This is a genomic window from Ruminococcus sp. 8Y-12 (genome assembly GCF_058119865.1).
In genome coordinates this window covers 4,562,599-4,589,270 of the sequence record NZ_CM176623.1, presented here as the reverse complement: position 1 = coordinate 4,589,270, position 26,672 = coordinate 4,562,599, and the positions used below count along the sequence as shown (strand labels likewise).

Here is a 26,672-nt window from a genome sequence, read left to right as displayed (position 1 = left end):
GGTAGATACCCATGAAAGAAGGAGAACGGAGAAGATGAACATTAACTTATGTATGGGCTGCATGCAGGAGAAGAAGGGGAACGGCCCGTGTCCGCACTGTGGATTTGACGAAAATAAATATGAGCCGGCCCCCCACCACCTACCCCTTAGAACTATATTAAACGGAAAATACCTGGCAGGTAAGGTGCTGGGCGAGGGAGGATTCGGCATCACCTACCTGGGGTGGGATCTAAATCTGGAGGTCAAGCTTGCGATCAAGGAGTACTATCCCAACGGGTTTGTGGTCAGGGATGCGTCCAGAAGCGTAACACTCTTGTCAGGACAGAATCCGGAATTTTTCCAACGGGGCCGGGATAAGTTTGTGGACGAGGCCAAACGTTTGGGGAAGTTCTGGGGACTGCCGGGGATTGTCTCTGTGAAAGATTATTTTCAGGAGAACAGGACAGCCTACATTGTTATGGAGTTTATTGAAGGAAAGACTCTGAAAGAGGTTTTGACGGAGTCCGGGGGCCGGATGGACGTGGAGACGGTTTTGGCTATGATGAAACCGGTTATGGAATCTCTTGAAGTGGTACATAGAGAAGGACTCATCCACCGGGATATCAGTCCGGACAATATCATGATTGACGATAGGGGTAAGGTAAAGCTTTTGGATTTTGGAGCCGCCAGAGACTTTTTGGCAGAGGGGGAGCGTTCCCTCTCCGTGGTGCTGAAGCCGGGGTATGCGCCGGAGGAGCAGTACCGCAGCCACGGAAAGCAGGGGCCATGGACGGATATCTATGGATTGTGTGCCACCATTTACAGGGCGGTAACCGGGGAAGTGCCTGCGGAATCTTTGGACAGGGTTGCCGGGGAAAAGCTCAAGCGGCCGTCTGAATATGGCATAAATATGGGAAAGGCCAGAGAAGACACTTTGATGAAGGGCCTGGAGGTCTATCAAAAAGACCGCCAGCAGACAGTAACAGAACTCAAGAAGGAGATGTATGTGGCACCTCCCGGACCGGCCCCGGGACCCACGCCGATTCCCGGCCCCGTTCCACCTTGTGAGCAAACGTTGTTGCAGAAACTTCTGAAAAATAAAAAGATAGTGGCAGGAGCGGCCGCAGTGTTTGTTCTGTTCATTGGGGTGGCAGCTTATAATGGCGGAAAATCCAAAAGTGAGAGCATTGAGCCGGAGAATGTTCTCGCGGATGGGGGCAGCTTGCTGCATGATGGTGCAGATTCAAAAGGAGGCCTGGAGACTTTTGTAGAAACAGAATACAGGCAACAGACGGAGACAGAATATATACAGCAAACGGAGGGCGAAAAAAAGCCGGAAGTAGAAAGCTGGACGGATGAGGAAGGGAATGAGTATACTGGCATTCGTCAAAATGGAACTATACAGGGTGAGGGGATTTGCAAATATAAAGACGGGCGTACCTATGAAGGTGAATTCTCTAATGGGTTTCCACACGGAAAGGGAGTATATACGGGAAGTGATGGAACGAAAGTAGTTGGGATTTCTGTAAACGGTTTGGTTACAGAGGTGACAAAAATTGAGTTTTCAAATGGGAACCGCTTTGAGGGAAGTTGGAATGGAGATTTGGACGGCGATGGAACCATGTACTATGTAACAGGAGAGCGCTACGAGGGATATTGGAAAAACGGGGAAAAGGACGGGGACGGAATCTACTACGATAAAGATGGGGAAAGTTCCAAACAGACTTGGTCAGAGGGAACCTTGGTCACAGATGAAAAGGAGGAGATGAAGAAAAAAGAGGAAGAGACGGAAAAGGATTTGCTTTCCCAGGATTATATTCTGCCAAACAGTGATTCGGAATATTTGGACAAAAGTGATATAAAAGGGCTTTCCATCAAGGAAATCAATTATGCGAAAAACGAAATCTTTGCCCGGCATGGGAGGAAATTCAAGTCCAGGGAGCTTCAAACGTATTTCAACAGCAAGGACTGGTATCTCGGTACCATTGATCCGGATGAGTTTGACAACAATTGCGGCAGCCTGCTGAACAAATACGAGAAGAAGAATTCTGAATTGCTCAGGGAAAAGGAGTTTTCCATGGAGAGCGGCGGTTATAAGCTGGATCAATAAAATTGTTAAATATAAAGCGCATATGCTGAAACAGTATGATATGGAGGGAAAATAATGAGAAAAAAGAGAAGCTGGAAAAAGTATTTATTTTTATTTGCATTGCAACTGACATTTTTGTTGGCGCTTTCTTTTGGAAAACAGGTTAATGCCGCAAACTATACGGTGAAGGTGGGAAGCCAGATTCAATTGTATGACTCAAGCAGTTATTCGAATACTACCTCAAGGCTATGGTATGCAAAAGCAGAAGCCAGTAAGTATATAAGTTATACGGGAAATGGAAGGTATTGTTATGTTACTGGTTTGGAACCTGGAACAGTCACAATCCATTGCCAGATAATATATCAAATATATCATCCCGGCTATTATTATCTGGGGACATGGATGGAGGGATATTATACCCCTGAAGTAGCTGACCGATATTGGATCATAGAGGTTGTTAAAGCGCCAGATCCCGTAAAGCCTTCCGAACCTGTAAAGCCTGCAGATCCTGGCAGTGGCGGAGAAAACCCTGGCGGAAGCGGAACCGGGACAAATCCCGGAGGAAGCAGCAGCGTACAACACAGAGTGGCTTTTAACGCAAATGGCGGCAAAGTATCAACCGCAGCCAAAACAATCACCCATAATAACGCCATCGGCACACTGCCAGCAGCAACGCGTTCATATTATGTCTTTGACGGCTGGTATACCTCACCGAAAGGAGGTTCAGAAGTCACAGCATCGACCCGGTGTGTCTCAAACGCAACATATTACGCCCATTGGAGGAAACTTCCTGTTCCAAGCATTAAAAAAGTCACAGTATCAGGACACAGGGTATTGAATGTCATATCCAAAATAAAAAATCAGCGTTTTGCAGACGGTTATCAGGTTGCTTACTGTTCAAAACGGAATATGAGAAACGCGAAAACAGCAAAAGCAAAAACAAGCTGGGCCAACGATTTTGTACTTATGCGTATGAAGATCGGGAAAACTTATTATATAAGGATGCGTGCTTACAAGAAAGATCCGTACTCCGGAAAAAGGGTGTATGGAAAATGGAGCAATATAAAGAAGAAAAAGGTATCTGCTGTTTAGCAAATGCGGAGTGAGGACGGTTATGACAAGAAAAAAGCGGGATAAAAACGCAATCATATGGATGTTAGTGCTTGCCCTGTGTATGAGTGGTATGGTACATCTGGGGCCGGTACAGGCGAAAGAAAGTACGCAAGAAGAAAGGGATGCAAAGGGGTCTGCATTCTCCGGAACCTGCGGGGAGGATGTGTTTTGGAATATTGAGGATGCGGGCAGCGGCCAGGTCCTGATCATCAGCGGCAAGGGAAAGATCAGTGATTCGGATGTGGTAAACGGGTCCATATGGAAGGACTTCTCCGGCACAGTGACAGAGATTGTGATTGAGTCCGGAATTACCGCCATTGGCAAATGTGCGTTTTACGCCATGGATCACCTGAAAAGTGTGCGTATTTCCGATACGGTTTTTGAAATCGGGGACTTTGCATTCAGCCAGTGCGAGGCACTGGAAGCCGTTACCCTTCCGGAAGGGGTCGAAATTCTGGGGTACAGTGCATTTTCAGACTGCAGTTCCCTGGCTACGGTGAGCCTGCCGGGCAGTTTAAGGAAAATGAAAGGGAATGAATTTAGAAATTGCACATCACTGAAGAATATGGAGATTCCGGAAGGCATTGAAGACATAGGGCAGACCTTTTACGGGTGCACCGGACTTGAGAACATTTTCCTGCCCTCTACTCTTAAAAAGATAGGCAGCGGAACATTCTATGAATGTCTAAATCTAAAGCAAGTTTCCGTACATGAAGACAATGAGAGCCTGTTCTCAGATAAAAAGGGACTGTATCAGACAGACCTGGCTGGAAGCACACTGATCTGCGCATTCCCGTCAGGAACAGGGGAATTCCGGCTTGGGCCTGAAGTGAGGGCATTGGAAAGAGAGGCTTTTTATTCCTCCGGCTTAAGCAAAGTGGTTATACCGGGGAGTGTGACCACGATCCCTTCTAATTGTTTTTCCGGAAAAGCCTCTTCGGAGACAGGGCTTGAGGTGGTGCTGGAATCCGGGGTATTGGAAATCGAGTATGACGCATTTACGCATACGAATCTGACAAGCGTAACCATACCGAGAAGCGTGTTTCAGATATCGGACACTGCATTTTCAAGCAGGAAAAAACCGAAGATCAAATGCTTTGAGGGAAGTGCTGCGCACCGGTACGCTGAGGAAAAGGGAATCCCATTCAGCCTTCTGGAGGAAGAGGGAGGCATCACGGTTTCCCTGGATGCCCGGGAGGGCAGTGTATCCCAGGCCGATATCACAGTCTGGCCGGGAGGTCCTTATGGAGAACTGCCGGAACCTGAAAAGGAGGGCTGGACGTTTGCGGGCTGGTATGAGGAAGACGGAACGCTCATTACACAGGGAAGTATGGTAAAGCAGGAAGACTGTCAGCTCTTTGCAAAGTGGACGCAGGGAGAAGTATTCCAGGGAACCTGCGGTCCGGGCGTAGAATGGCTGCTGGATTCCGGGGAGGGCGTCCTGCGCCTTTCCGGAACCGGAAGAGTTACATCTACCCCTGCGTTAGGGGATGCAGGCAGCCTGGCGAAAAGCCTGATCGCAGAGGAGGGAATCACAAGCCTGGACAACGGCTGGGGGCTTGACGCAAATCAGGATACATACCCCAAAGTGGGTTTTTCAGGTACCAGAATACGGAATGTCAGCCTTCCGGACACTTTGCGGGAAATCGGAGATGCATTTTCCGACTGCAGATATCTGGAAGAGATAGAGATTCCCTCCGGAGTGACCAGAGTAGGGCTGCTGAAGGGGGATGAGTCGCTGAGGAGAGTGGTTCTTTCTGATACAGTAGACAATTTCCCCAAAACCCTGTTTTACGGATGCACTTCCCTCAACAAGGTGGAGGTTTCTTCCGGAAATCCCAAATACTCGGCGGATGATTTTGCCATATACAGTGAGCGTGGAACGTGCATAGACTTATTCTACGCATCCGGAGAGACCAGCTTTGTTGTTCCGGAGCAGGTAAAGAAAATCGGGCTCAACTGCTTCAATGATGACAGTATCCTGCTGGAGGAGCTGACGATTCCGGGAGCTGCAGAAGTCTTTGAGGACCGCGCGGTCCGGGATCAGATCCTAATCAACTGTTATAAGGACAGCCCGGCCCATGAATACGCTAAAAGTTCTCATCTTTTCCGGCTTCTGGATACGCAGGAGGGAACACTTTACTTTGAGGCCGGTGAGAGCGCGATGCCGGAGGCAGAGCGGGTACTCACAGTGGGGAGCAGCATAGGCAGACTGCCTGAGCCAACTAAGAACGCAGAGAGCTTTGCAGGCTGGTATACGCAGCCTGACGGCGGAGTCAGGATTACGGAAAGAACAATCTTCCTGGAGACGACCACAGTATATGGCAGGTGGAATACTCAGGGAAATCGGATTGTCCTGGATGCAGCCGGCGGACTTTTGCCCGGCGGGTTGGAGAAGGATTATCTGTTTGTACAGGAGGAAAGCGGCCTGGGGCTTTTGCCCGTACCGTCCAGAACCGGCTATACCTTTAAGGGCTGGTTTACTCAGGAGACAGACGGAGAGCAGGTGAAGGAAGGAGAGGCAGCAAAGACAGACGTCCTGTATGCGCACTGGATTCACAGAAACAGCTATGTGACGTGGCTGAGTGCAAACGGCGGGTGGACTAGTGAGGAAGGCATATCCTGGTTTGAGGGGGAGCCATTTGGCACTTTGCCGACTCCGGTCAGGGACTATTATATCTTTGACGGCTGGTGGACCCAGAGGGAAGGGGGAAATGAGATCACGGCGGAGACCATTGCCCCGGCTATTGAAGACGCGCCAGAACGGTTGTATGCCCATTGGACCGAAGCAAAAGAAATCTATGAAGTCATTTTTGACGCCAATGGGGGAAAGGCTGAGACCGGGAGCAAGAAGGTTGTATACGGAAAGCCCTATGGCACACTGCCCTCAGCCGTGAGGGAGGGCTACCGATTTGCCGGGTGGTATACTTCAAGGACAGGGGGGACCAGAGTGCTTTCAAGCCACTTGGTTGGGGCGGCTTCCGGGCAGACGCTGTACGCCCGCTGGGAAGGGCTGTCGTATCAGGTGAAATTTGATCCCAATGGAGGCAGAGCCGGGATCACATCTAAACAGGTCAGGAACGGAGATACTTATGGGTCGCTTCCCGAGCCGGTGAGAGAGGGATATGATTTTGCAGGCTGGTATGACGCAAAATCAGGGGGCAACAGAATCACTTCCGCTTCCAGGGTGGATCTGCTGGCGGATCAGACCCTCTACGCCTCCTGGATACAGAAGCAGCAGGATGTATATGAGCTGGATACCCTGACTTATTCTTTTTCAAACAGTCAGAGGGCATTTCAATATCCTGATTATTACAGAATACCCCTAGCCAGATATCAGCAGATGTTCGGCACCTCTTCCCTGGCTTCCCGATATTACGAAAGAAATGGGAAATGGGGAGGAAGCTGCTTTGGGATGAGTACCACTTCATCCATGCTGGCAACTTCGAACAACGGCCTTTCACCGGATCTGTTTCGAAACGCCCGTAAGGTGTCGCAGCTAAAGGTAAAGGACAGAAGCCCTGCATTAAATATGGATGTCACGTCAATGATTGAACTCATGCAGATTTCTCAGTATACCGGTGCGATCTCCAGGGAAGATAGCGCTTCTCTAAATAATCTGGACAGTCTATGCAGGGAGGTCAGCAAGGTGGGAATCACACAGAAGCCGGTTAGCATAGGTGTATATTTCCAAGATAAGGGCCATGCGGTTCTCGGCTATAATTTTGAGGAGATAGACAGCGTTACAGGACGCATCTATGTGTATGACTGCAACCGTCCCGGAAAAACCAGATATATAACCGTCCGCAAAAATCAGGCGGGATCGTACACAGACCCTGGATATTTAATCAATGACCTATATCCAGTCGACAGAATCTCTTATGTAACCTATGACACTTACTACCGTGTGTGGACTAACCGGGGCGTACTGGAAAACATAAATATGCTCTACCTGAACACGAAAAATGCAGAGATTTATGATGAAGAAGGGGAGAAGGTGGCAAGCCTTGAGGATGGGGAACTGATCACAGAAAGCCAGGATATTTTACTGGTTGAGCCGGTGGGAATGACGTTTGAGGAGGATTCCTTAGACCAGGAGGATTGCCTCATATATCTTCCCAAGGCCAGATACACCGTTAAGAACACAGATGAATCGGTAAGTGAATTTCAGGCGGACGTGGCCAATGTGAATCTGGGGGCTGAGGTCCGCACGACATCGGATGAAATTACTTTTGAACTGGACGACGATGCAGAGCTGGCAGATATCAGTGTGGAGGCGGACCAGGGGGAGAGATACATCATTAATCTGACTTCCTCCTCAGATCAGGATAACCGCTCTCTGGAAATGGACGGCGTGAGCCAGGGCGAGGAGGTAAGCCTGTGTCTGAATCAGGGAGATATCGCGTTGAGCGGAGAGCGATCCACACTTCAGGTAGACGGTGAACAGCATTACTATGCGGAGATTACGGCTAAGGCGGGAAATGGGGGGAGTATCTCGCAGGAGGGAACCGCAGCTTATCTGAATGGCAGCTTTCAGGAGTATATTGTGACCCCTGATAAAGGATATCAGATTAAAGACGTGCTGGTAGATGGGGAGAGCATTGGAGCAGTGGGAAGGTATTCCTTTACAGATATCCGCTATCCCCACACAATTTATGCGGAATTTGAGAAGGCCCCGGCACAGCCGGACAAACCAGTGAAGCCAGGTAAGCCGTCCGAACCTTCCAGGCCGGCCCCGTCTCCTGTCCCCAGCCTCGCGGTACCGGCGCTGAAAGCAGTCAGTGCGGGATATAATGAAGTTTCATTAAAATGGAACCGGGTCAGCGGTGCAGACGGTTATCAGTTGGAGTACAGCAGGTCTAAAACAAAGGATTATGCTCTGCTTAACACACTTACAGGGGATAAAACGTCCTGTAAGGCAGAGAAGCTTACACCGGGGAAAAAATTTTATTTCCGCTTACGTGCCTATAAGAAATCAGGAGGAAAAGTTTATTACAGTGGTTATTCCAAGACAGCAGGCGTCACACCTGTACCCAAGGTACCGACTGGCATTAAACTGAAAAAGAAAGGGCTTTCAAAAGTCAGGATAAAGTGGAAACCAGTCAAAGGGGCAAGCGGATATGAGATACTTTACAGCACCAGCAAAAAATTCCGGGGGACGAAAAAAAGAGTCAGTGTCAAAGGGGCCAAAGCATCGGTCAAAACCTTCTCCATAAAAAAGGGGAAAAAGGGTTACTGTAAAATCCGGGCATACCGGAGTGTATCCGGAAAGAAGATGTACGGAAGCTACTCGAAAGTAAAACAGTTCCGATAGGAGTAATGAATGGAATGAGAGAACCAACTGACAAAAATAAAGTGTTTATTGTTATAGGGATATTATGCATAGCGGCTGCCCTTGTGGCCTGCGCCGGAGTCTTTTTCACAATCAAAGACACAAATGATAAACTGGTACAAAATATCGCATCCCTGGAAAGTGAGTTAAATCGTCTGGAGAAGGAGATAAAGGACCAGGAAGACCAGACGCGGTCACAGGAATCCGCTGTAAAAGAGCAAGGGAATCCGGAAACAGAGGAGATAGAAGAATCCCGAAAACCAGGCATAATTGAGAACACTCTGGATCAAAGACGGAAAAAGGAAGGCAGATCCACAGAACCGGAGGAGACGGGAGAAACAGAATGGAATACAAAGCGTCAGAATGCAGGAACAGAAACACATGTGGTGGCCATTGACCCGGGGCACCAGGGCAGGGAAGTAGATATGAGTGAAGAGGAAGCAAATGCTCCGGGCTCTTCTGTCATGAAGACAAAGTCAGCGACAGGCACCCAGGGAATATTTTCCGGGGTGCCGGAATATCAGTTGAATCTGGATATCTCTCTGGCCCTTCAGGCAGAATTGGAGAACCGAGGATATCGGGTCATTATGACCAGAACAGACAATGAAACGGCTATCAGCAATGCAAAACGGGCCATTAAAGCATATGAAGAAGGAGGAGAGATCTACGTCCGGATTCATGCCAACGGGGCTGATGATTCCAGTGTCGGCGGAGCACTGACGATGACATCCACACCGGATAATCCTAACGTGGGACATCTCTATGGGGAATCCTGCCGTCTCGCCACGTGTATTCTGGATGCATACTGTGAGGCAACGGGGTTTGGCAATGAAGGGAATCAGGAACACGATGATATGACCGGCATTAATTGGAGCAAGATACCTGTGATGATTCTGGAAATGGGCTATATGACAAACGAGGATGACGATCTGGCAATGACGGACCCGTCTTTTCAGCCCCGGATGGTTGAGGGAATTGCGAATGGAATTGACCGGTATTTTGAAGGGCAGTCAAGATGAGTGAGAGATTAGAGAGTGTTCGGGAAAGCAGAAAAACCAGGATTCTGAGCTCAGAAGCGATCCTTCTTCTGCTGCTTGGCTGTGTGCTGATGGCAGGGTTCATCCTGATACTCTTTTGGACAGAGCGTGCGGAGACGAAGCTCCAGAATTTGCAGCAGCGCCAGGAAACCCTGCAGTCCAGGTGGGAGACTTTGCAGAAAACGGGAAAACTCCAACCCCCAAAGACAGAGGGCTTACCGGATGAGAGTGAAAGAGACAAGGATAGACAATCAGAACAAATTCAGACAGAAGATGTGTTTGAGACACAGATAAACAGCTTTGAAAAAACGCCTGATACCTATGCAGAGGAGGATACCCCATCTCAAATCCCGGAAGATCAGATACAGGTGTCTCTGTCAGAATTACAAGATAGGATAAGCAGCCGCTATCTGGAACTGCCCACAGCCAACGGAGAGGAGTGGTCTGTCTATATTCAGGAGCTGAGCTCCGGCGCTGTATGCAGTATCAGCGCTGACCGAAAAATGCAGTCGGCCAGTGTGATTAAACTATTTATTATGTCCGCTATCTATGAACTGGTTTGCGAACCGGAGGCTGACTATGCCATCCAAATAGAAGAACAGTACGAGGGGGAGCTAAAAGAGCTGCTTTACCAAATGATTACGGTCAGCGACAATGATGCGGCAAATATACTCGTAGAGAGGCTGGGGCAGGGTTCCTTTGAAGCAGGGGCGGAAAAAATCAATGAATACTGCCTAAGAAATGGATATAGCCAGACCCATCTGGGAAGAAAATTTATGGAGGAGGCACCGGAAGATGAGAACTATACCTCAGCTTTAGATTGTGGGAATCTGCTGGCCTCCATGTACCAGGGGACTTGTGTCAGTCCATCCGCCTCTGAAAAAATGCTGAATATGCTGAGAGATCAGACAAAGACAGAAAAGATACCGGCTGGTCTGCCAAAGCAGGCAGGGTGGGCAAATAAAACAGGAGAGATGCCGGAAGGTTATGGGCTGGGGTGTATAGAAAATGATGTGGCTATTGTGTTTGGTGAGAAAAACGACTATATTCTCTGTGTGCTGGCCGACCATCTGAAGGGAAATAACAGCGATGCCAGGGAGAGGATTCGGGAGATATCGGCAGAAGTGTACGAATATATTCATTAACTAATTTTTTTCTGTTGTATTTAGTTTTCTGCGTTTTTTAATAGTAATAAGATGGATAGTATGACAAAATGTACGTAACTGTTCAGTATTTTCTGATTTACGTGCAAAAATTCACACATTTTTTAGGTCTGTGCAGTTAATGTACAGACCTATTGTGTCGTTACAGATAAACACAATAATATGCAACAGAACAGGAGGGTTCCTATGGGACATAACACCTATCTGAGAAAATTATTCTGCATCAAATCCCCATATCAGGGCGGAGACAGAAATGAGGGGTATTTTTGGAAGGCCATGAGAGAGACCTGCAGCGATTTTGTGGAACACTCCGGAGAGTACCGGGAAATCTGCCGTCTTTACGGCTTCTCCCCCGAACAGATCCATTCCGTCAAAGATCTGGAGAGGATACCGGCCATTCCAACCGCTTATCTGAAACGAAATGGCGATACTGTCTCTGTCCCCTATCCCAGGGTGATTGAGGTGACCTCATCCGGTACAAGTGGAAAAGTCAGCAGGGTCCGGTATTCCTTTACAGAAATCTTCCTCTGCGGGATCATGTCCATCAACATGGGACTGCGGCACAAGCTGGTTTCAGCCAGGCCCACCCATTACATCATGCTGGGGTATCAGCCGGTGCGGGCCAACAAGATGGTAATATCAAAAACGGCGTATTTGTCCTCGCTGTTTGCCTTCCCCATATCCCACACCTATGCCCTGCGTTACCGCAAGGGGAGCTATCACCTGGACCTGGACGCCCTGATTCAGAGAATGGAGAAGCTTCAAAACCAGAGATGTCCTGTCCGGATCATTGGATTTCCGTCCTACCTGTATTTCATGCTTGATATCATGCAGAAGAGAGGGATTTCCTGCAGGCTTCCCAGAGGCTCCAAGATCCTGCTGGGAGGAGGATGGAAACAGTTTCAGGCCCGGGAGATTTCCAAGGAGCGTCTCTGTCTTATGGCGGAAAGGACTCTTGGAATACAAAAAGATCAGGTACATGAATTTTTCGGGGCAGCGGAGCATCCGGTCCTTTACTGTACCTGTCCAAATCACCATTTCCACATCCCGGATTACGCAAAGGTGCTGATTCGCGATGTGAGGACTTTACAACCCCTGGAAAGGGGGAAGACAGGGTTGATCAACCTGATCACTCCACTTCATTTCAATATCCCTATCATGAGTATTCTCACCGATGATTTGGGGTGTATCCATCCGGCAGAAGAGTGCGGATGCGGGTTAAAGAGCGATTATCTGGAAATACTGGGGCGGGTGGGGGTACAGGATGTAAAAACCTGCTCAAGCGGCGCCCAGGAGTACATGCAGAATGGAGGCCACTATGATACCGGACAAGAATAAAATTGCGAAAACGCTGTCTGAAAATCCCATTACCCCTGAGATGGTGTTCGCTGCCTGTGAACAGATCGCTGCGGAATTTCTGACAGGAGGGCTGGCTGGGGAGCTGGCCCCTCTTTTAAAAAATATGGACCAGGAAACCATCTGGGGTTACCTGGGAAAATTCGGAACCTGGGAACTGAAAAAGCGGCTGGAGCGGGAGCTTGCTCCCCTGTACGGGGAAAAGGATGTGCTGGTCTGCCCAAAGGGAGTGCTGTTTCATATTTCTGCGGGAAACATGGATGCACTTCCGGCCTACAGCGTCCTGGAAGGGCTTTTGACCGGGAATATCAATCTTCTAAAGCTTCCCTCAGAAGATCATGGCTTATCCAGGTTCCTTCTGGAAAAGCTGATGGAATATCAGCCTGTTTTAAGGGACTATATTTACATTTTCGACCTGCCCTCCCAGGACTTAGAAGGAATGAGAAAACTGATGGATCTGGCAAATGCCATCATACTCTGGGGGTCTGACGAGGCGGTAAGCCAGGTACGCAGATATGCACCCGTAAATACTGAGATCATTGAGTGGGGGCACAAACTCAGCTTTGCTTATATTCAAAAGCTGAATATTCCGGACGAACCCCTGCAGGCCCTTGCACGCCATATACTGTCCACCAATCAGCTTCTGTGCAATTCCTGTCAGGGAATTTATTTAGACACAGAGGATGAGACAGAGGTATCCGCCTTTGCCAGGAGATTTGCCGGGATTTTGGAGGAGATGGAGGCAGAGTATCCATTGCCGGATTATCTGCAGGGCAAGCTGACCTTAGAAGCGTTGACGAGAAAACTGGAAAACAGAGACGGACGGGAAGAGGTCTGCCAGAACACAAGGAGCAGCGTGTGCTGCAAAAAGGACGGGAAGCTGGAGCTGTCCGGACTCTTTGGAAATGTGTGGATAAAACCACTGCCACAGGAAAAGATTGTTGAGAATCTGTGGGAGAACCGGCTTCACCTGCAGACCGCGGGTGTCTATCCCTTTGGCAGGGAACTGGCCCACATTTTTGCCAGGGCAGGGCTGACCAATATCTGTGAGATTTCCCGGATGTCGGAACATGCACTGAGAAAGACACACGATGGATGTTATGCACTTGCCCGGTATGTGCGGCTGGTGGAGATGACTGGAATAGAAGAATTGCCTTGACAAAAGGGGGAGAAGAAATGAGTGAAACAAAGAAATTCGGGAAACTGGGAATGTTTTTCATTACTACCTTTGCGCTAACTTATGGAATGGGTATTCTCCTGTACGCTGTCTACAGAGTAGGTGGGGAGGTCAGCGTTTTTGCCACTGGGCAGACGTTCTACCCAGCAGCGGGAGCGATCGCAGCGATACTGGCAGCTCCCATTGAACCTTTTTTATTATAGCCCCGACACCTGGGGACTCAGTATCCTGGCACAGTTGATTACCTGCGTTTCACTTGGGATCTTCTTTGCATATGCTTATATGAAGACTGAAAATATATGGGTGCCGGTATTTCTGCATTTTATGAATAATAATCTGATTCCTGTAATCACAGGCATCTACTCAGCGGATGTTGTACAGAATAACATAATCCATATCCAGGATGTTCTGATCTCCCTGGTGATCAATGGGGGGATGTTTGGAAGCTTTTTGCTGTCCAGGCAGTTTCACAGCTCACAGCGCCAGTGATATAGTATCGATCAAATTCAGTTCTTCCGACGTAAAACGGGTGTTCTCTATGGCGCCGATATTGTCAAGAATCTGCGATGGTTTGGAAGCGCCGATCAGCACGCTTGTCACAATTCCATCCCTGAGAACCCAACTGAGGGCCATCTCAGCCAAGGTCTGCCCCCGCCGGGCAGCAAGTTCATTCAGCTTTGCAATCTGGGATAAGCGCTCCCCGGTCAGGGCAGCCTCCTTTAAAAACCGCCCGTCTGTTTTTACACGGCTGTCCTGTGGAATCCCGTGTAAGTAGCGGTCCGTGAGCATCCCCTGGGCCAGTGGACTGAAGGCGATAATACCCTTTCTGAGCGCCGCGGATGCATCCTTTAAACCATTTTGCTCTATGGTCCGGTCAAAAATGGAGTAACGGTTTTGATTGATAATGAATGGGCAGTGCAGATCCTGCAGGATGGATGCAGCCTTATTTAAGGTTTCCCCGTCATAGTTGGAGAGGCCCGCGTAGAGCGCCTTTCCGCTGGCGACAGCCTGGGATAAGGCCCCCATGGTCTCCCAAAGAGGCGTCTCCGGGTCCATGCGGTGGTGGTAGAAAATATCCACATATTCAAGCCCCATCCGCTGCAGGCTCTGATCCAGGCTTGCCAGCAGATACTTCCGGCTTCCCCAGTTTCCGTAGGGACCCTCCCACATATCATATCCCGCCTTTGTGCTGATCACCAGTTCGTCCCGGTAGACGTGCAGATGTTCTCTGAGGATAAGCCCCAGATTCTTTTCGGCGCTGCCCGGGGCGGGACCGTAGTTATTTGCCAGGTCAAAATGGGTGATTCCGTTGTCAAAGGCTGTGAAACAGAGCTGCTTCATATTTTCATAAGAGGCGGTGTCTCCAAAATTGTGCCAGAAACCCAACGAAACCGCAGGGAGACGAAGGCCGCTGTCGCCGCAGCGGAAGTATTTCATGGATTGGTAGCGGGTTGGTGATGCAGTATACATAGCTGGTCCTCCTGAATGCTTATTCTTTACAAAGTCTGTCAGCTATAGTATACTTTAGGATATAAGATTATGAAAGGTCTAATTGTAAATTTTTGTTTAAAAGTAGGAGATTGCAATGAATACAACAGATCAGAAAATAAAATATATAGCGCTTTCCGTGGCTGTGGCGCTTGTGGCAGTGCCCGTTTACATCCTTTTGCATGAGGCCGGCCATGCTTTGGTGAGCATTCTGTGCGGGGCTCGGGTGACTGCGTTCAGCATTGTGGGGGCGTATACCTCCTCGGAAGGGGGTAACTATACGATATTCACCCACTCGTTGCTGCATATAGCGGGTGCGTTGCTGCCATTTATGGTTTCTATCTGTTTTCTGCTCTTTTACAGGAACGACAGCGGAAAGAAACTTTATCATATCATTGTATTCTATATTACCATTGTCTCAGCGGGAAGCCTGTCCTCGTGGGGATTCGTACCTATTCTTTATCTTTTTGGAAATGTGCCGCCTTCAGATGATGTCAGTCAATTTCTGGAAGTTTCAAAGATACATCCGCTTATTGTGTCTGTCTGTGCAGCGGCGGTGGTCATCTTGTACCTAATGTGGATGTGGAAGAAAAAAGTCATCCAGAACTGGTTAAAGATTTTACAGGGAAAATAGAATCAGCTCAATAGAGTCCGAAGCATTTAAAAAAGTGCTGCGGGCTTTTTTTATGTAATTTTTACAGATAAACAAGCAGAAAATTCACGGTTTAATCACGGATGAAATGATAATATAGGACAATAGGTTACATCTGTTCGGATATGAGGGGAAAAGATTGGCATCTATATGCCTCCTAAGTTTTACATACTGTGAAGGACAAGCCGATCAGCACAAAGAAAGGGGAGTGATAACATGAAAGAGCGGATGAAACGGCTGGTTGCATTTATGTTAGCAGCCCTGTTGCTGGTTGCATCCTCGGGCGAAGTCATGCCGCAAGTTTATGCTGCCTCAGGGATAAACCGGTCCGAAAGCAAGACCATGAGGGGCGAAGCATCACAGGGCGTGGAGGAGACGCAGTCTGCAGGAAAAGCCAGAAGCCAAGAGGAAACGCAGGATGCCGCGGCATCACAGAGTACGGAAGAAGCCCAAAGTGGTAAGGAAACCCAAAACGAATCGCAGACAGGGGAAGGGACTCAAAATACGGAAAAAGGCTCCCATGATACAGAACAGGAGACTCCACCCAAAAAAGATGCATCCGAAAAAGACAAAAAGACGGAGAAGGAAGAGGGGACCGGTGCAGCTGCAAAGAATGAGGGTAATGGGGAAACCAGCGCAGGGGTGAAAAATGGAGAGAAGGCGGTTGCTATCGGGGGAACCGATTATACAGAATCGGCTTTTAAGGAAGAGATAAAAAAGTTTTTTGACGACCCGGTTCTGGGGAGTGTGGTTGCGGACACGATATGGACATCCGTTTTGGAGCCGGACGCTTTGAAAACAGGGTATAACACACTGGCCGAGAACGGAGCCTATATTCTTCTGGACAACAGTCGAAGGACACCCAAAAGGCTGGAGGAATGCCAGAGCATAGAAGATGTGCTTGTGAATTACTGCGGTGGAATAAACGCTTCCCAGAAGGGGATCAAGTCCACTTCCGGAGTGGAACGTATGACTTTTGCAGGGTTTATTAACCTGTCCCGGAACTCCATTGAGAGTATTGAGATTTTGGGGAAGAATGCAACCGGAGAGAACGGAATTCAGGATCGACGCTCCGGTATAAATCTGCAATATAATCCCTTACATACATTTCCACTTTGGCTGCAAAATACAGTAAATACCCATTATCAGCTGTATAGTGTGCCGACAACGTATTGGGAGGTTCCCCTCCTGTATCTGTATGGGAACACCCATAATCCGCAGCTGCATTTTGAGCTGTATCAGCCCCAGGCTGGCAACCCCGTCAAATACAGCGGCGTTTCTGTCACCGGCAGAGGTGCTGGGGGGAATGAGCAAAAGATTCTGGAAATTATGGGGATTAGTGCAGAGAAGATAAAGTCGATTCTGGAAGAGGAGGCTCCTCTGGCTTTGACACTCCCCTGCAGTGGGAACAAGGATGGGACGGTCCAAATCGGTTATAACTATTCTGTGCATTTCAAAACAGGATCAGGTCCCTCCCTGGCTACAAATCATTACAGTTTTCTCAACTACTACACTCTGAATATAAACTACATAAGCCGCATCAAAAGTGAAGCAAGGGTCAGTACCACAGGAGGATTCCAGTTTTCAAAATATCACAAAGATGCGGGGGACAAGGTAAGAGTGCAGGGCGCTGTGTATAAACTATACTCAGACCCCGAGGCCACAAAACCTGTGAAGGGCGGGGATGGCAAAGAGCTGGAGTATACAACAAATGAGAGTGGAAGCTTTCAGGCTTCCGGACTCGCGTCCGGAACCTATTATCTGAAGGAAATTAAGGCTCCGGAGGGATTCGGGCTGAACCCCAAGATCTATAAGATAACGGTTGCTCCTGCTGAAATCCATGCGGCTATAGACGGAGGATATGATTCCATCACCCCCACAGCGGACAATGCTAAATTGGTGCCGGATTGGGGTAATATGGAGTTTGGCACAATAGATGCTGGTGATGACCGCAATAGCGGAGCATTTCAGGTGGCACAGGGGAAACCGTTGGAAAAAACAGAGGATGTCATGTATACCAGCAACAGCAAGCTGGACGGCTATGGGCAGGATGACCGCAGTATACGGCATCTGCAAAATGAACTGACCGTTGCAGCATCCGCTAAATACCAGGAGAAATCAAATATAAAAATCATTATGACGGATCCGGAGGGAAAGGAATCCACCGTCAAGGAGGGAATGACCAGCCTGAAGGAGGCGAAAGCCTTTATGAATGATTTGATTGTAAAAGGAAAGCTGGAGGGCAATTACACAATCAAAACGGATACGTCCTATACAGCCGTGGACACCACCATAAATGAGAATGCTTACACTGGAAGCGACGAAGCGCTTCCGGTATATGTAAAGCTTGCGGGGAGCAAGGAAGTACAGGGTGCGAAGAGTGAGGATGAAATATTAAAAGCTGGGGAATATTCTTTCCAGATTACAAAGGAAAGCGGTCCTGCCGGGGAAGGCGGCCAGCAGCTGCCGGAGACGGCAAAGAACAATGCACAGGGAGAATTTTCATTTTCTGCGCTGAAATTCACTCAGCCAGGAGAGTACATATATAAGATCAGGGAAGTGATTCCGAAAGAGTCAGAGCCTGAGTATAATCCTGATATCAGCTACGATAAATCAGAAAAAACCATCACCGTGAATGTGACTGCAGACACGAAGGGGCTCAAGGCAGTTGTGTCTGCCGACGGCAAAGAACTTCTCACAGTCACCAGTGCAGATACGGCAAATTCGGACGGCACTCTAAAAGCGGATGCGGATATCACCGCCGAGACAGGAGCGTTTGTAAATAAGTACCTGCCGGAACTGACGGTATCCAAGGTAGTCACAGGAGCCTTTGGAGATAGAACGAAAGATTTTGAGATCAGTGTGGAGATCGATGGATATACCGGGGAAGCTCTGTTTAGTTCAAGGGAAATCCAGGATGCCAAAGTTTCCTTCCAAAATGGGAAGATAACCGCCATAGAAACGGCGGATGAAAGTCTTTTGCGGGATGGAGCGATCCTGCTGAAGCATGGGGAGTCCTTTACTCTGAGGCGTTTGCCTCTGGGATACCAATATACAGTCTCTGAGGGCAAGGATTCGGCAGAAGGCTATACGGTAAGTTACTCCTGCTCAGATAGCGATGCAGAAATCATACAGGGAGAAAAGCTGAGCGCCAGTTTAAAACCGGGAGCGCAGAGCGCGGAAGTGGAAAACAAGAAAGAACTGATTCCACAGACCGGAATATGGGGCGGGGGAGCAGGAGGTTTTATAGTGATGGCAATCGCACTTCTGGGTATCGCCTCCATTATCTTTGCCAGGTTTTTGAAAAGGAGGGGTATCCGTAAAAAAATATGACAGGGATAAATCCCAAGAAGAGATAAAGCCGGCGGGCCGTCAGACCTCAATCCTGACGGAATTGATATGGATTTCAGCCAAAATAGGACTTATTGCGCTGATAGCGGTGCTGCTGTTTACATTTGTGTTTGGTCTGATGGCAGCGCCGGATTTGTCCATGAGTCCTGCCGTGAAGGCCGGGGATTTGGTTTTGTACTATCGTTTGGAGAGCAGCCTGAAGGTTTCGGATGTGGTAATCGTGAATGTAGAAGGTGAGAAACAGATCCGAAGAGTGGCGGCAATTGCCGGTGATGAGGTGGACATTACGGAGAACGGCTTGAAAGTAAATGGCTACATTCAGCAGGAGTCGGAAATCAGTGGACAGACCATCCGGTTTGAAAAAGGAGTGGATTTTCCTCTGACAGTAAAAGAAGATGAAATATTTGTGCTGTGTGACCAGAGGGAAGATGCAGGGGACAGCCGAATCTATGGTCCGGTCAGCATAGAGGATGTATCCGGAATCATAATTGCGGTGCTGCGTCAGAAAAATATTTAACAAGAAACAAGAGAACAGGGGGCAGAAGAACCTGCCAGAGAAAGGAGAGTAATAATTAATGAAAAGGAACAGTATAAAAAGAAGATGGAAAAGAGTAATTACAGCTGCTACTGCAGCAGCGTTAATGGTATCGAGTCTGGGAACACTGACGGCAGCGGCAGCAGAGCCGGATAATCAGCTTAAAGATGCACAGGTAAAAGTCACCAAATCTTTTGAGACAAACTATGCGGGAGAAGGGGCTGTGAATACCTTTCCGGAACTGACCTTTGCATTTCAGTTTACGGCAGATCAGGTAGAGTCAAGCAGCAAGGATGACATCCCTGCGATTGGGGAGAAATCTGTTACGGTTCCGGCCTCAGCGAGCCAGGAAAGCAAAAAGGTGGAAACACAGGGACAGCCGGATAAATGGGTACTCACCCTGGAAACCGGAAATGTGCTGGAGGGAGTCCAGTTCCCCCATGCAGGTTTGTATGTATACGATGTGGTAGAGAAGAACCAGACCTATACTTTGGGAGACTTTGAAAACCTCAAATGTTCCGATGAAAAGTATAAAATGTATGTCTATGTGGCGAACATAGAGGCGGGTATGAATGTAGAGACCACAGAAGGAAACCGGGAGAAGGGAATCTATATATCAAGCATTGAGCTGTTTAAGTATAATGCAGACGGTATTATTGACAAAGATCAGATCGGAGATTATAAAGCGCATGACCTGAAGTTTACAAATACATTTTACAGAACAGCCTCCCTGAAGGTGACGAATACTACAGTGGGCAAATATGCCAACAAGGATAAGGAATTTTCCTACAGCCTTACACTTGGTCAAAACCCAGCTTTTGGCGGAAAAGACTCTTACTCGGTTAAGGTTGTGAGGGGCACAGAGACAGAGACACTGACTATTAAACCTGGGGAAACCATCACAGGCATAAAGCTGGCGGATGGCGACTATTTTGAGATGGATCCGGAGCTTCCGGAAGGAATCACTTACACAGCAGTGGAGACACTTGCTCTGGAGTCGAATGATCCTTATTCATCAAAAATTCTGGATATTTATTATAACGACAGAGAAGATCAGAAGAATTCACTGACGGGAAACCAAGAAATCAAACCGGACGGCGACGATACAGAGCTCACCGGTAGCAGCCATACGATCCGCTATAAACATAACCAGGCAGATTTCCATAATACCAACGACATTACACCTATCACAGGCATTATCATGAACAACCTGCCATTTATGCTCCTGATACTGGCAGCCGCAGGCATATTCATACTTATGATCGTTGCTGGAAGATACAGAAGGTCACATTAAACAAGATGAAAAAGAGAAGAGCCATTGGGAGAGGGATAATCAGGCTTCTTGATGAAGGAGTAAACTTGATTGTCATGACAGTACTCTTGGCTGCAATGGCCCTGGGAGGCTATTCCATATGGGATTCCCAACAGGTTTACCGGGAAGGAGATGCCTCTGTATACACGAGATACAAGCCCGGTAAAGATGAGCTGTCCTTTGAGGAGCTCAGGAAAATAAATCCCGAGGTTTTTGGATGGCTTACGGTGTTTGGCACCCATATAGATTATCCCATTACCCAAACGGACAACAATGAAAAATATGTCAACACAGGGGCGGATGGGGAATTCTCTCTGGCCGGAAGCATTTTTCTGGACTATCAAAACAGTCAGGCATTTACGGATTTCAACAGTATCCTTTACGGGCATCATATGGAAAAGGGAGCCATGTTTGGAGATCTGGAAAATTTTCAGGATGAGGCGTTTTTTGAGGAACATCAGTACGGAAATCTGTATTATGGGGGAAAGGATCATGGAATTGAATTCTTTGCTTTTCTAAGGACAGATGCCTATGACCACGAACTGTATGAGGCAGCAATAGAGAACAGAAATGAGCGCCAGAGCTATCTGAAATATCTGGCGTCCAAGGCAGTAAGAATCCGGGATATCGGAATCACAGAAAAGGATCATATTGTGCTGCTGAGCACCTGTACCTCTGATTCCACCAACGGGAGACAGCTGTTGGCAGGAAGGCTGACGGATAAAATATACGCAGACAATTAGGAAAATCTGTGATAAAGGAGCAGATGACATATGGAAAAGAGAAGGAAAGTGATAGGCTGGTTCGCTATTTTTCTTCTTGTGGCTATGATCAGGCCTTTGAGGGCACAAGCAGGGGCTGAGGTGACGGCTGTGATACCTGTAAAGCAGGAGTTTACCACAAAAGGCACAGAGGAAAAGCCTGGCGATACCTTCCGGTATCTGCTGACCTCAACCGATGAGACATCTCCAATGCCACAGGGAAGCGAAGGAAACAGCTATGAATTTTCACTAAAGGGTAATGAGAGTACAAAGATAAGTATTCCTTCTTCCCACGGCGGGGTCTATCGCTATGAGCTGAAACAGAAAATCAAAAAAGAAAAGACCGGATACACCTATGATGAGACGGTATATGAGATCATCGTGCGGCTGGGCAGCCCGGGTGAAGGAGCGGACGCGGAGATTATAGCCATTGAAAAGCAGGATCGTGAGGGGGATGAGACAGAGGGAGAGAAAAAAGGAGAAATTGTTTTTCACAATTCCTACAAGGCCAAAAAGCCAGTGAAAAATACGAATCAAACAGACCCCCCGCCATCGACTGGAAAAACCGTCGTAAGTGTGAAGACTGGGGATACACAATCGATAAAAGGGTGGCTGGCCGCCATGGCAGTGGCGGTTGGGATGATAGGTCTGGTTGCCGCAGCAGGCAGGAAGAAAATTTAAATATAAAAGGGTAGAATCGTTTCCCGTCAGGATATCAAAGATATAATGGCGGGAGGCGATTTTTTGTATCATAGGAAAGTCCTTCGGAATTCCCTATGATATAAAAAGCCCTCCGGGCGGGATTCTTTTTCATTGTAAATGAAATTCAGAAAGAAACCCATGACAAACCTAACAATAATCTAACAAAACAGATGGTATGATATGGTCAGTAGCAAACAAAAACACATATTAACAGTTGAAAGGAAAGACCATGTTAAATAAAAAATTGAGAAAAATCGTGGCAGTAATGCTGATTGCAGTTACCATCACAGGGTGCAGTACAACAACCTCCGGAAAAGCCCCGGCGCAGAATCAAACAGAGAAAAATGCAGAGAAAAGCGAAAATGAAGGAGTGACAACCGGACAGCTGGCAGATTATTTTATACGTGCGTCAGAGGGATATGTTTCACAGGTTGACCGTACAGAACTGCTGGAGGGATTGAAAGAATCCGAAAGGGCGAACCGGCTTCAAATGCTTGTGATTGCCGGACGGGCATTCGGAAAGCTGCCGGAACCGAAAGGAAATGCAAAGAGAATCGCGCCTCCTTCTTTCGACTTAACAGAAGTGCCTGCATGGGCGAAGGAGGAACTAAAGAATTTATCCAATGGGGGTATCCTGGCATCTTCTGATTTAGAGAACGAGGCAGACAACTTTGTAACTATCAAAGATGCCCAGATTCTTGCAGAACGTTTTTATAGTGCATTTGGAACAAACTTAAAAGACGATTTTTATACTGCAGTGAACCAGCAGCAGTTAAGTACCCTTGAGATACCGAAAGACTCAGAAACAGCAGGGGGTTCCAGCACAGTTACCGCCAACACAGATGAGCAGCTAAAAAATTTGATTCTTGAGGTGGTGAACAGCACGGAGTCTTATCCAAAGGGCAGTCCGGAACAGAAAATACAGGCCCTTTACAAAAATTTTGAAAATATGGAGGCACGGAATCAGGCGGGAATCGAGCCGCTGCAGAAATATCTGGATGCGGTGGAACGGGCGAATGATTTTTCTGAATTAAACGCGGCGATTGCACAGGCTGTATTAGAACTGGGGAATGCTGCCAATGGCCTGATTCCTGGAATACCTGTGACTGATCCCCAGGACAGCAGCCGGAAAGTCTTGCAGCTGATGACCCAGGTACCGGGACTTATGAAAAGTGATTACGAAGATCCGGATTCGGCAGCTTACAAAGAGTACCGGGATGGGCTTGTGGAACAGCTGATCGCAGTGGGGGAGAGCAGTGAGGAAGCGAAACGCCACGCAGACGGAATTATGGCAATCGAAAAAAATCTGGCTGAGAATATAGAGGAGCAGGATGATTCCGGAAAAATCAAGATACAGCAGCATTATACCCTTGAAATGCTGGATGAGATGATGCCCCAGGCGAAACTGTCCCAGCTCATGACTGCAATTGGTTTAAAAAGTGATGTTAAGATGCTGGTGTTTGATGACAAGCAGTTCGCAGCTTATGCTAAATGGTTTACGGAGGAAAATTTAGAGCTGTTTAAGGCAATCGAAAAAATGGCTCTGCTCACAGGGTACAGTGGATTTCTGAGTGACGGACTGGCAGAAAAATTTGGGACAGCAGGTATACCGTCAGCGGATATAGCCATACAGAATTATCTGTCAGACGAGCTTGGACAGCTTTATACAGAGCGCTATTTTCCAGAGGAATCCAAGAAGGACATGGAGAAAATGGTAAGCATGCTGATGGATACTTTTAAAGAGCGCATTCAGAGACTGGAATGGATGGAGGATGCCACCAAAAGGGAAGCGTTAAAAAAACTGGATTCCCTTACCGTGCTCATCGGCTATCCGGATGAATGGATGCTAAATAAAGCAGAAATCAGGGGACCCGAGGAAGGCGGCAGCTATTTTGAGAATGTGACAGCGTCAGAAGTTGTGAAGTGGAAGAGACAGCTGGAGGAACTGGAACAACCGGTAGATCCTCACAGGTTCCCGCTGGCAGCCTATACGGTCAATGCAGCGGCCAACAGGACTACCAATACCATAATCTTCCCCGCCGGTATACTGCAAGCGCCCTTCTATGACAAAAATGCTTCCTTTGAAACAAACCTGGGTGCCATCGGAAGTACCATTGCCCATGAGATCACCCATATCTTTGATGACGGAGGCGCACAGTATGATGCCCAGGGCAATTTAAACGATTGGTGGGCAGAGGAAGATTACGCGCATTTCCAGGGACTCTGCAAAAAGGTGGTAGAATTTTACGATGGGCGGGAGGCTGCCCCGGGCGTAAAGGCGAACGGAAAGGATAATTTGAGTGAGAACATTGCGGATATCGGAGGGATTGCCTGTGGATTGGAGATACTATCAAAGATGGAAAACCCAGATTATGACGCATTTTTCCGCAGCTATGCCAACCAATGGCTCAGGGTGGCCGACTACGATACCCTGGCAGAACTGGCACAGACGGATATGCATGCCCCCAATAAGCTTCGCTGTAACCTGGTGCTTGCCAATTTCCAGGAATTTTATGACACCTATGAGATCAAAGAGACGGATGGAATGTATGTGGCCCCCAAGGATAGGATTAAGATATGGTAAAAATCAAAAAGGAATTTATTGACAGCCGTATTCGTATTGGATACACTGACAGTAAAAACGAAGAAGGTGCAGGGAAATGAAGTTGTTATTGGTAGAAGACGAGGAAATGCTCTCTAAATCGGTGGCAAAAGGGCTTAAAATACTGGGATATTCAGTGGATTGCGCCTATGATGGGGAGGAGGCATTGTATTTTTATGAGTTAAACCAGTATGATCTGATGATTCTAGACCTAAACCTCCCCAAATTAGATGGAATGGAAGTGTTGCGGCGTATCCGCAGCCAGGATGAGGATTTCAGGGTGCTGATACTCTCCGCCAGAAATTCGCTGGAGGATAAAATCAGTGGTTTGGATGAGGGCAGCAATGACTATCTGACAAAGCCTTTTGAGTTTAAAGAGCTGGAGGCGCGTATCCGGAGTCTGCTCCGCCGGAACTTTTCCACCAGAAATCCAGTTCTTCGCTGCGGCTGCCTTCAGATGGACACCGCCGCAAGGCAGGTCAGATGCAGTGGGCAGGAGATGGAACTGACCCGAAAAGAATATGCATTGCTGGAGTACCTGTTTGTCCATTCTGAGCGGATGGTCAGTGCGGAGGAATTGATAGAGCACGCCTGGGATAGTGAAGTAGACCTGTTTTCCAATTCATTTCGGTTTCATTTGCATTCTCTGAGGAAAAAACTGGACGCAGCAGGTGCAAAAGCTTATATCATTACACAGCGGGGACAGGGATACCGTCTCCAGTGTCCCGGGGAGGAGTGACTATGAAAAGACACACGTTACAGATACAGATCACAGGAATTGTGGGGGCGATATTGGTGCTTGCCTGTCTGCTTTTGACTGTCAATTCCCTGTTTTCGGCTCACAGCTATTATGGAAATTATGCCTCTCTGATAGAGGAGGGAGTGGTTGAGTATGACCCTGCGCTTCCGGAGGGGGATATACCGGCCAGGCTTGATCCCAACATGACTTATCAGGAGGCCTCACAGAAATTTTCCTCCCAATCTATCCTGGCCATGGCTGTGATTGTATTGGCAGCATTGGCTGGGACTTACCTGGCAACAGGAAGAATGCTGCGGCCGCTGAGAGATCTGACACAGTCCGTTCAGGCTGTGGATGACCAGAACCTGGATAAGAGGGTGGAGCTGACTGCAGCCAAAGGAGAGGTGCAGGTTCTGAACGAGGCGTTTAACGGGATGCTGGAACGCCTTCAGCAGGCCTTTCTTGTTCAGAAGAGTTTTGCCTCCAATGCGGCCCATGAGCTGAAAACACCCCTTGCGGTCATCAAATCCTCCCTGCAGGTGCTGGAGATGACTCCTCACCCGGAGTTGGCAGATTACCGGGAGTTTATGCAGGATACAGATAAATCCCTGGAACGCATTATTAAGACTGTGGAAGGCTTATTAGCGCTTGCCAATCTGGAGGAAATCCAAACAGACCAGCAGGTTGAGATAGCTCCGCTGCTTAGCCAGGCAGTGAAGGAGCTGGCGGGACAAGCTGGGAGCAAAGGGGTGGAGATTTCTGCCGTGGACAGGGTAGATGCCTCTGTATACGGAAACGCCAGCCTTTTGTACCGGGCTTTTTATAATCTGATCGAAAATGCTATAAAATATAACCATTCGGGTGGAACGGTTACCGTATCCGTGGTAAAGAGCGGGGAGGGTGTCAGTATTCAAGTAGCCGATACTGGAAAAGGCATAGGCGAAGAGGACCTCTGTCATATCTTTGAACCCTTTTATCGGGGGGATAAATCCCGGTCCCAGCGCATTCCTGGTTCTGGCTTGGGGCTGGCTGTTGTAAAAATGATTATTGAGAAGCACGGCGGCCGGATCGAAGTGTCAAGCGAGAGTGGAAGGGGCAGTATTTTTCAAGTATTCTTTTCTGAAGCAGACAGTAAGTGCTGATTAGTAAGCGGGAAGCCTGATGAATCTTAATGTGATAATGAAGTGGCAAAAACCTGGGAAGCAGAAGTGCTTTCCAGGTTTTTCCTCCTTTGCTATGGAATAAAGTACCATTTGACAACACACCCCTTTTGTAGAATAATGG

General features: G+C 48.0%; 19 protein-coding genes. 18 read left to right on the top strand and 1 reads right to left on the bottom strand.

The window, feature by feature from the left end; translation table 11 throughout:
• Window positions 1-34 precede the first annotated feature (34 nt).
• From AC0THY_RS18675 to AC0THY_RS18635, 9 genes are all read left to right on the top strand, one after another.
• On the top strand, window positions 35-2,089 hold the full coding sequence (locus tag AC0THY_RS18675) for a protein kinase domain-containing protein (protein WP_489992085.1): 2,055 nt from the start codon (window positions 35-37) through the stop codon (window positions 2,087-2,089).
• A gap of 54 nt (window positions 2,090-2,143) precedes the next feature.
• Window positions 2,144-3,160, top strand: coding sequence for an InlB B-repeat-containing protein (locus AC0THY_RS18670; protein WP_489992084.1), 1,017 nt, complete (start codon window positions 2,144-2,146; stop codon window positions 3,158-3,160).
• 22 nt (window positions 3,161-3,182) lie between these two features.
• A complete protein-coding gene (locus AC0THY_RS18665; protein WP_489992083.1) occupies window positions 3,183-8,495 on the top strand; it encodes a leucine-rich repeat protein in 5,313 nt (1,770 codons plus the stop codon).
• Between the two features lie 14 nt (window positions 8,496-8,509).
• The gene (locus AC0THY_RS18660) at window positions 8,510-9,532 is read left to right on the top strand and encodes an N-acetylmuramoyl-L-alanine amidase family protein (protein WP_489992082.1); all 1,023 of its coding nucleotides are present in this window, start codon (window positions 8,510-8,512) and stop codon (window positions 9,530-9,532) included.
• Window positions 9,529-10,695 (top strand): serine hydrolase, encoded by a 1,167-nt coding sequence (locus AC0THY_RS18655; protein WP_489992081.1) that lies wholly within the window; start codon window positions 9,529-9,531, stop codon window positions 10,693-10,695. Before AC0THY_RS18660 ends, AC0THY_RS18655 begins: the two co-directional genes overlap by 4 nt.
• Window positions 10,696-10,899: 204 nt before the next feature.
• Window positions 10,900-12,051 (top strand): LuxE/PaaK family acyltransferase, encoded by a 1,152-nt coding sequence (locus tag AC0THY_RS18650; RefSeq protein ID WP_489992080.1) that lies wholly within the window; start codon window positions 10,900-10,902, stop codon window positions 12,049-12,051.
• The gene (locus AC0THY_RS18645; RefSeq protein WP_489992079.1) at window positions 12,032-13,228 is read left to right on the top strand and encodes an acyl-CoA reductase; all 1,197 of its coding nucleotides are present in this window, start codon (window positions 12,032-12,034) and stop codon (window positions 13,226-13,228) included. The genes AC0THY_RS18650 and AC0THY_RS18645 overlap by 20 nt, the downstream gene beginning before the upstream one ends.
• 17 nt (window positions 13,229-13,245) lie before the next feature.
• Window positions 13,246-13,449 (top strand): hypothetical protein, encoded by a 204-nt coding sequence (locus tag AC0THY_RS18640; RefSeq protein ID WP_489992078.1) that lies wholly within the window; start codon window positions 13,246-13,248, stop codon window positions 13,447-13,449.
• The gene (locus AC0THY_RS18635; RefSeq protein WP_489992077.1) at window positions 13,367-13,735 is read left to right on the top strand and encodes a CPBP family intramembrane glutamic endopeptidase; all 369 of its coding nucleotides are present in this window, start codon (window positions 13,367-13,369) and stop codon (window positions 13,733-13,735) included. Before AC0THY_RS18640 ends, AC0THY_RS18635 begins: the two co-directional genes overlap by 83 nt.
• Here the strand turns inward: AC0THY_RS18635 and AC0THY_RS18630 are convergent.
• Entirely contained in the window at window positions 13,721-14,716 is a 996-nt protein-coding gene (locus tag AC0THY_RS18630; RefSeq protein ID WP_489992076.1) for an aldo/keto reductase, read from the bottom strand. The two genes, AC0THY_RS18635 and AC0THY_RS18630, sit on opposite strands and share 15 nt — an antisense overlap.
• Before the next feature lie 115 nt (window positions 14,717-14,831).
• Here AC0THY_RS18630 and AC0THY_RS18625 point away from each other — a divergent pair, with 115 nt between their 5' ends.
• The 9 genes from AC0THY_RS18625 to AC0THY_RS18585 all read left to right on the top strand — a co-directional run bounded on the left by AC0THY_RS18625 (window position 14,832) and on the right by AC0THY_RS18585 (window position 26,530).
• The gene (locus tag AC0THY_RS18625; RefSeq protein ID WP_489992075.1) at window positions 14,832-15,368 is read left to right on the top strand and encodes a hypothetical protein; all 537 of its coding nucleotides are present in this window, start codon (window positions 14,832-14,834) and stop codon (window positions 15,366-15,368) included.
• A 234-nt stretch (window positions 15,369-15,602) separates the two neighbouring features.
• Window positions 15,603-18,719, top strand: coding sequence for a DUF7601 domain-containing protein (locus AC0THY_RS18620; RefSeq protein WP_489992074.1), 3,117 nt, complete (start codon window positions 15,603-15,605; stop codon window positions 18,717-18,719).
• Between the two features lie 61 nt (window positions 18,720-18,780).
• Window positions 18,781-19,254, top strand: a complete 474-nt coding sequence (gene lepB / locus AC0THY_RS18615; protein WP_489992073.1) for a signal peptidase I — start codon at window positions 18,781-18,783, stop codon at window positions 19,252-19,254.
• A gap of 58 nt (window positions 19,255-19,312) precedes the next feature.
• Entirely contained in the window at window positions 19,313-20,566 is a 1,254-nt protein-coding gene (locus AC0THY_RS18610) for a DUF7601 domain-containing protein (protein WP_489992072.1), read from the top strand.
• Between the two features lie 5 nt (window positions 20,567-20,571).
• Window positions 20,572-21,327: a class B sortase gene (gene srtB / locus AC0THY_RS18605; protein ID WP_489992071.1), complete on the top strand. Its 756-nt coding sequence runs from the start codon at window positions 20,572-20,574 to the stop codon at window positions 21,325-21,327.
• Window positions 21,328-21,357: 30 nt separating this feature from the next.
• On the top strand, window positions 21,358-22,026 hold the full coding sequence (locus AC0THY_RS18600) for a Spy0128 family protein (protein WP_489992070.1): 669 nt from the start codon (window positions 21,358-21,360) through the stop codon (window positions 22,024-22,026).
• A gap of 250 nt (window positions 22,027-22,276) precedes the next feature.
• Entirely contained in the window at window positions 22,277-24,631 is a 2,355-nt protein-coding gene (locus AC0THY_RS18595; RefSeq protein WP_489992069.1) for a M13-type metalloendopeptidase, read from the top strand.
• Between the two features lie 76 nt (window positions 24,632-24,707).
• Window positions 24,708-25,388, top strand: a complete 681-nt coding sequence (locus AC0THY_RS18590; RefSeq protein WP_489992068.1) for a response regulator transcription factor — start codon at window positions 24,708-24,710, stop codon at window positions 25,386-25,388.
• A 2-nt stretch (window positions 25,389-25,390) separates the two neighbouring features.
• Entirely contained in the window at window positions 25,391-26,530 is a 1,140-nt protein-coding gene (locus AC0THY_RS18585) for a sensor histidine kinase (protein WP_489992067.1), read from the top strand.
• The last annotated feature ends 142 nt before the right edge of the window (window positions 26,531-26,672 follow it).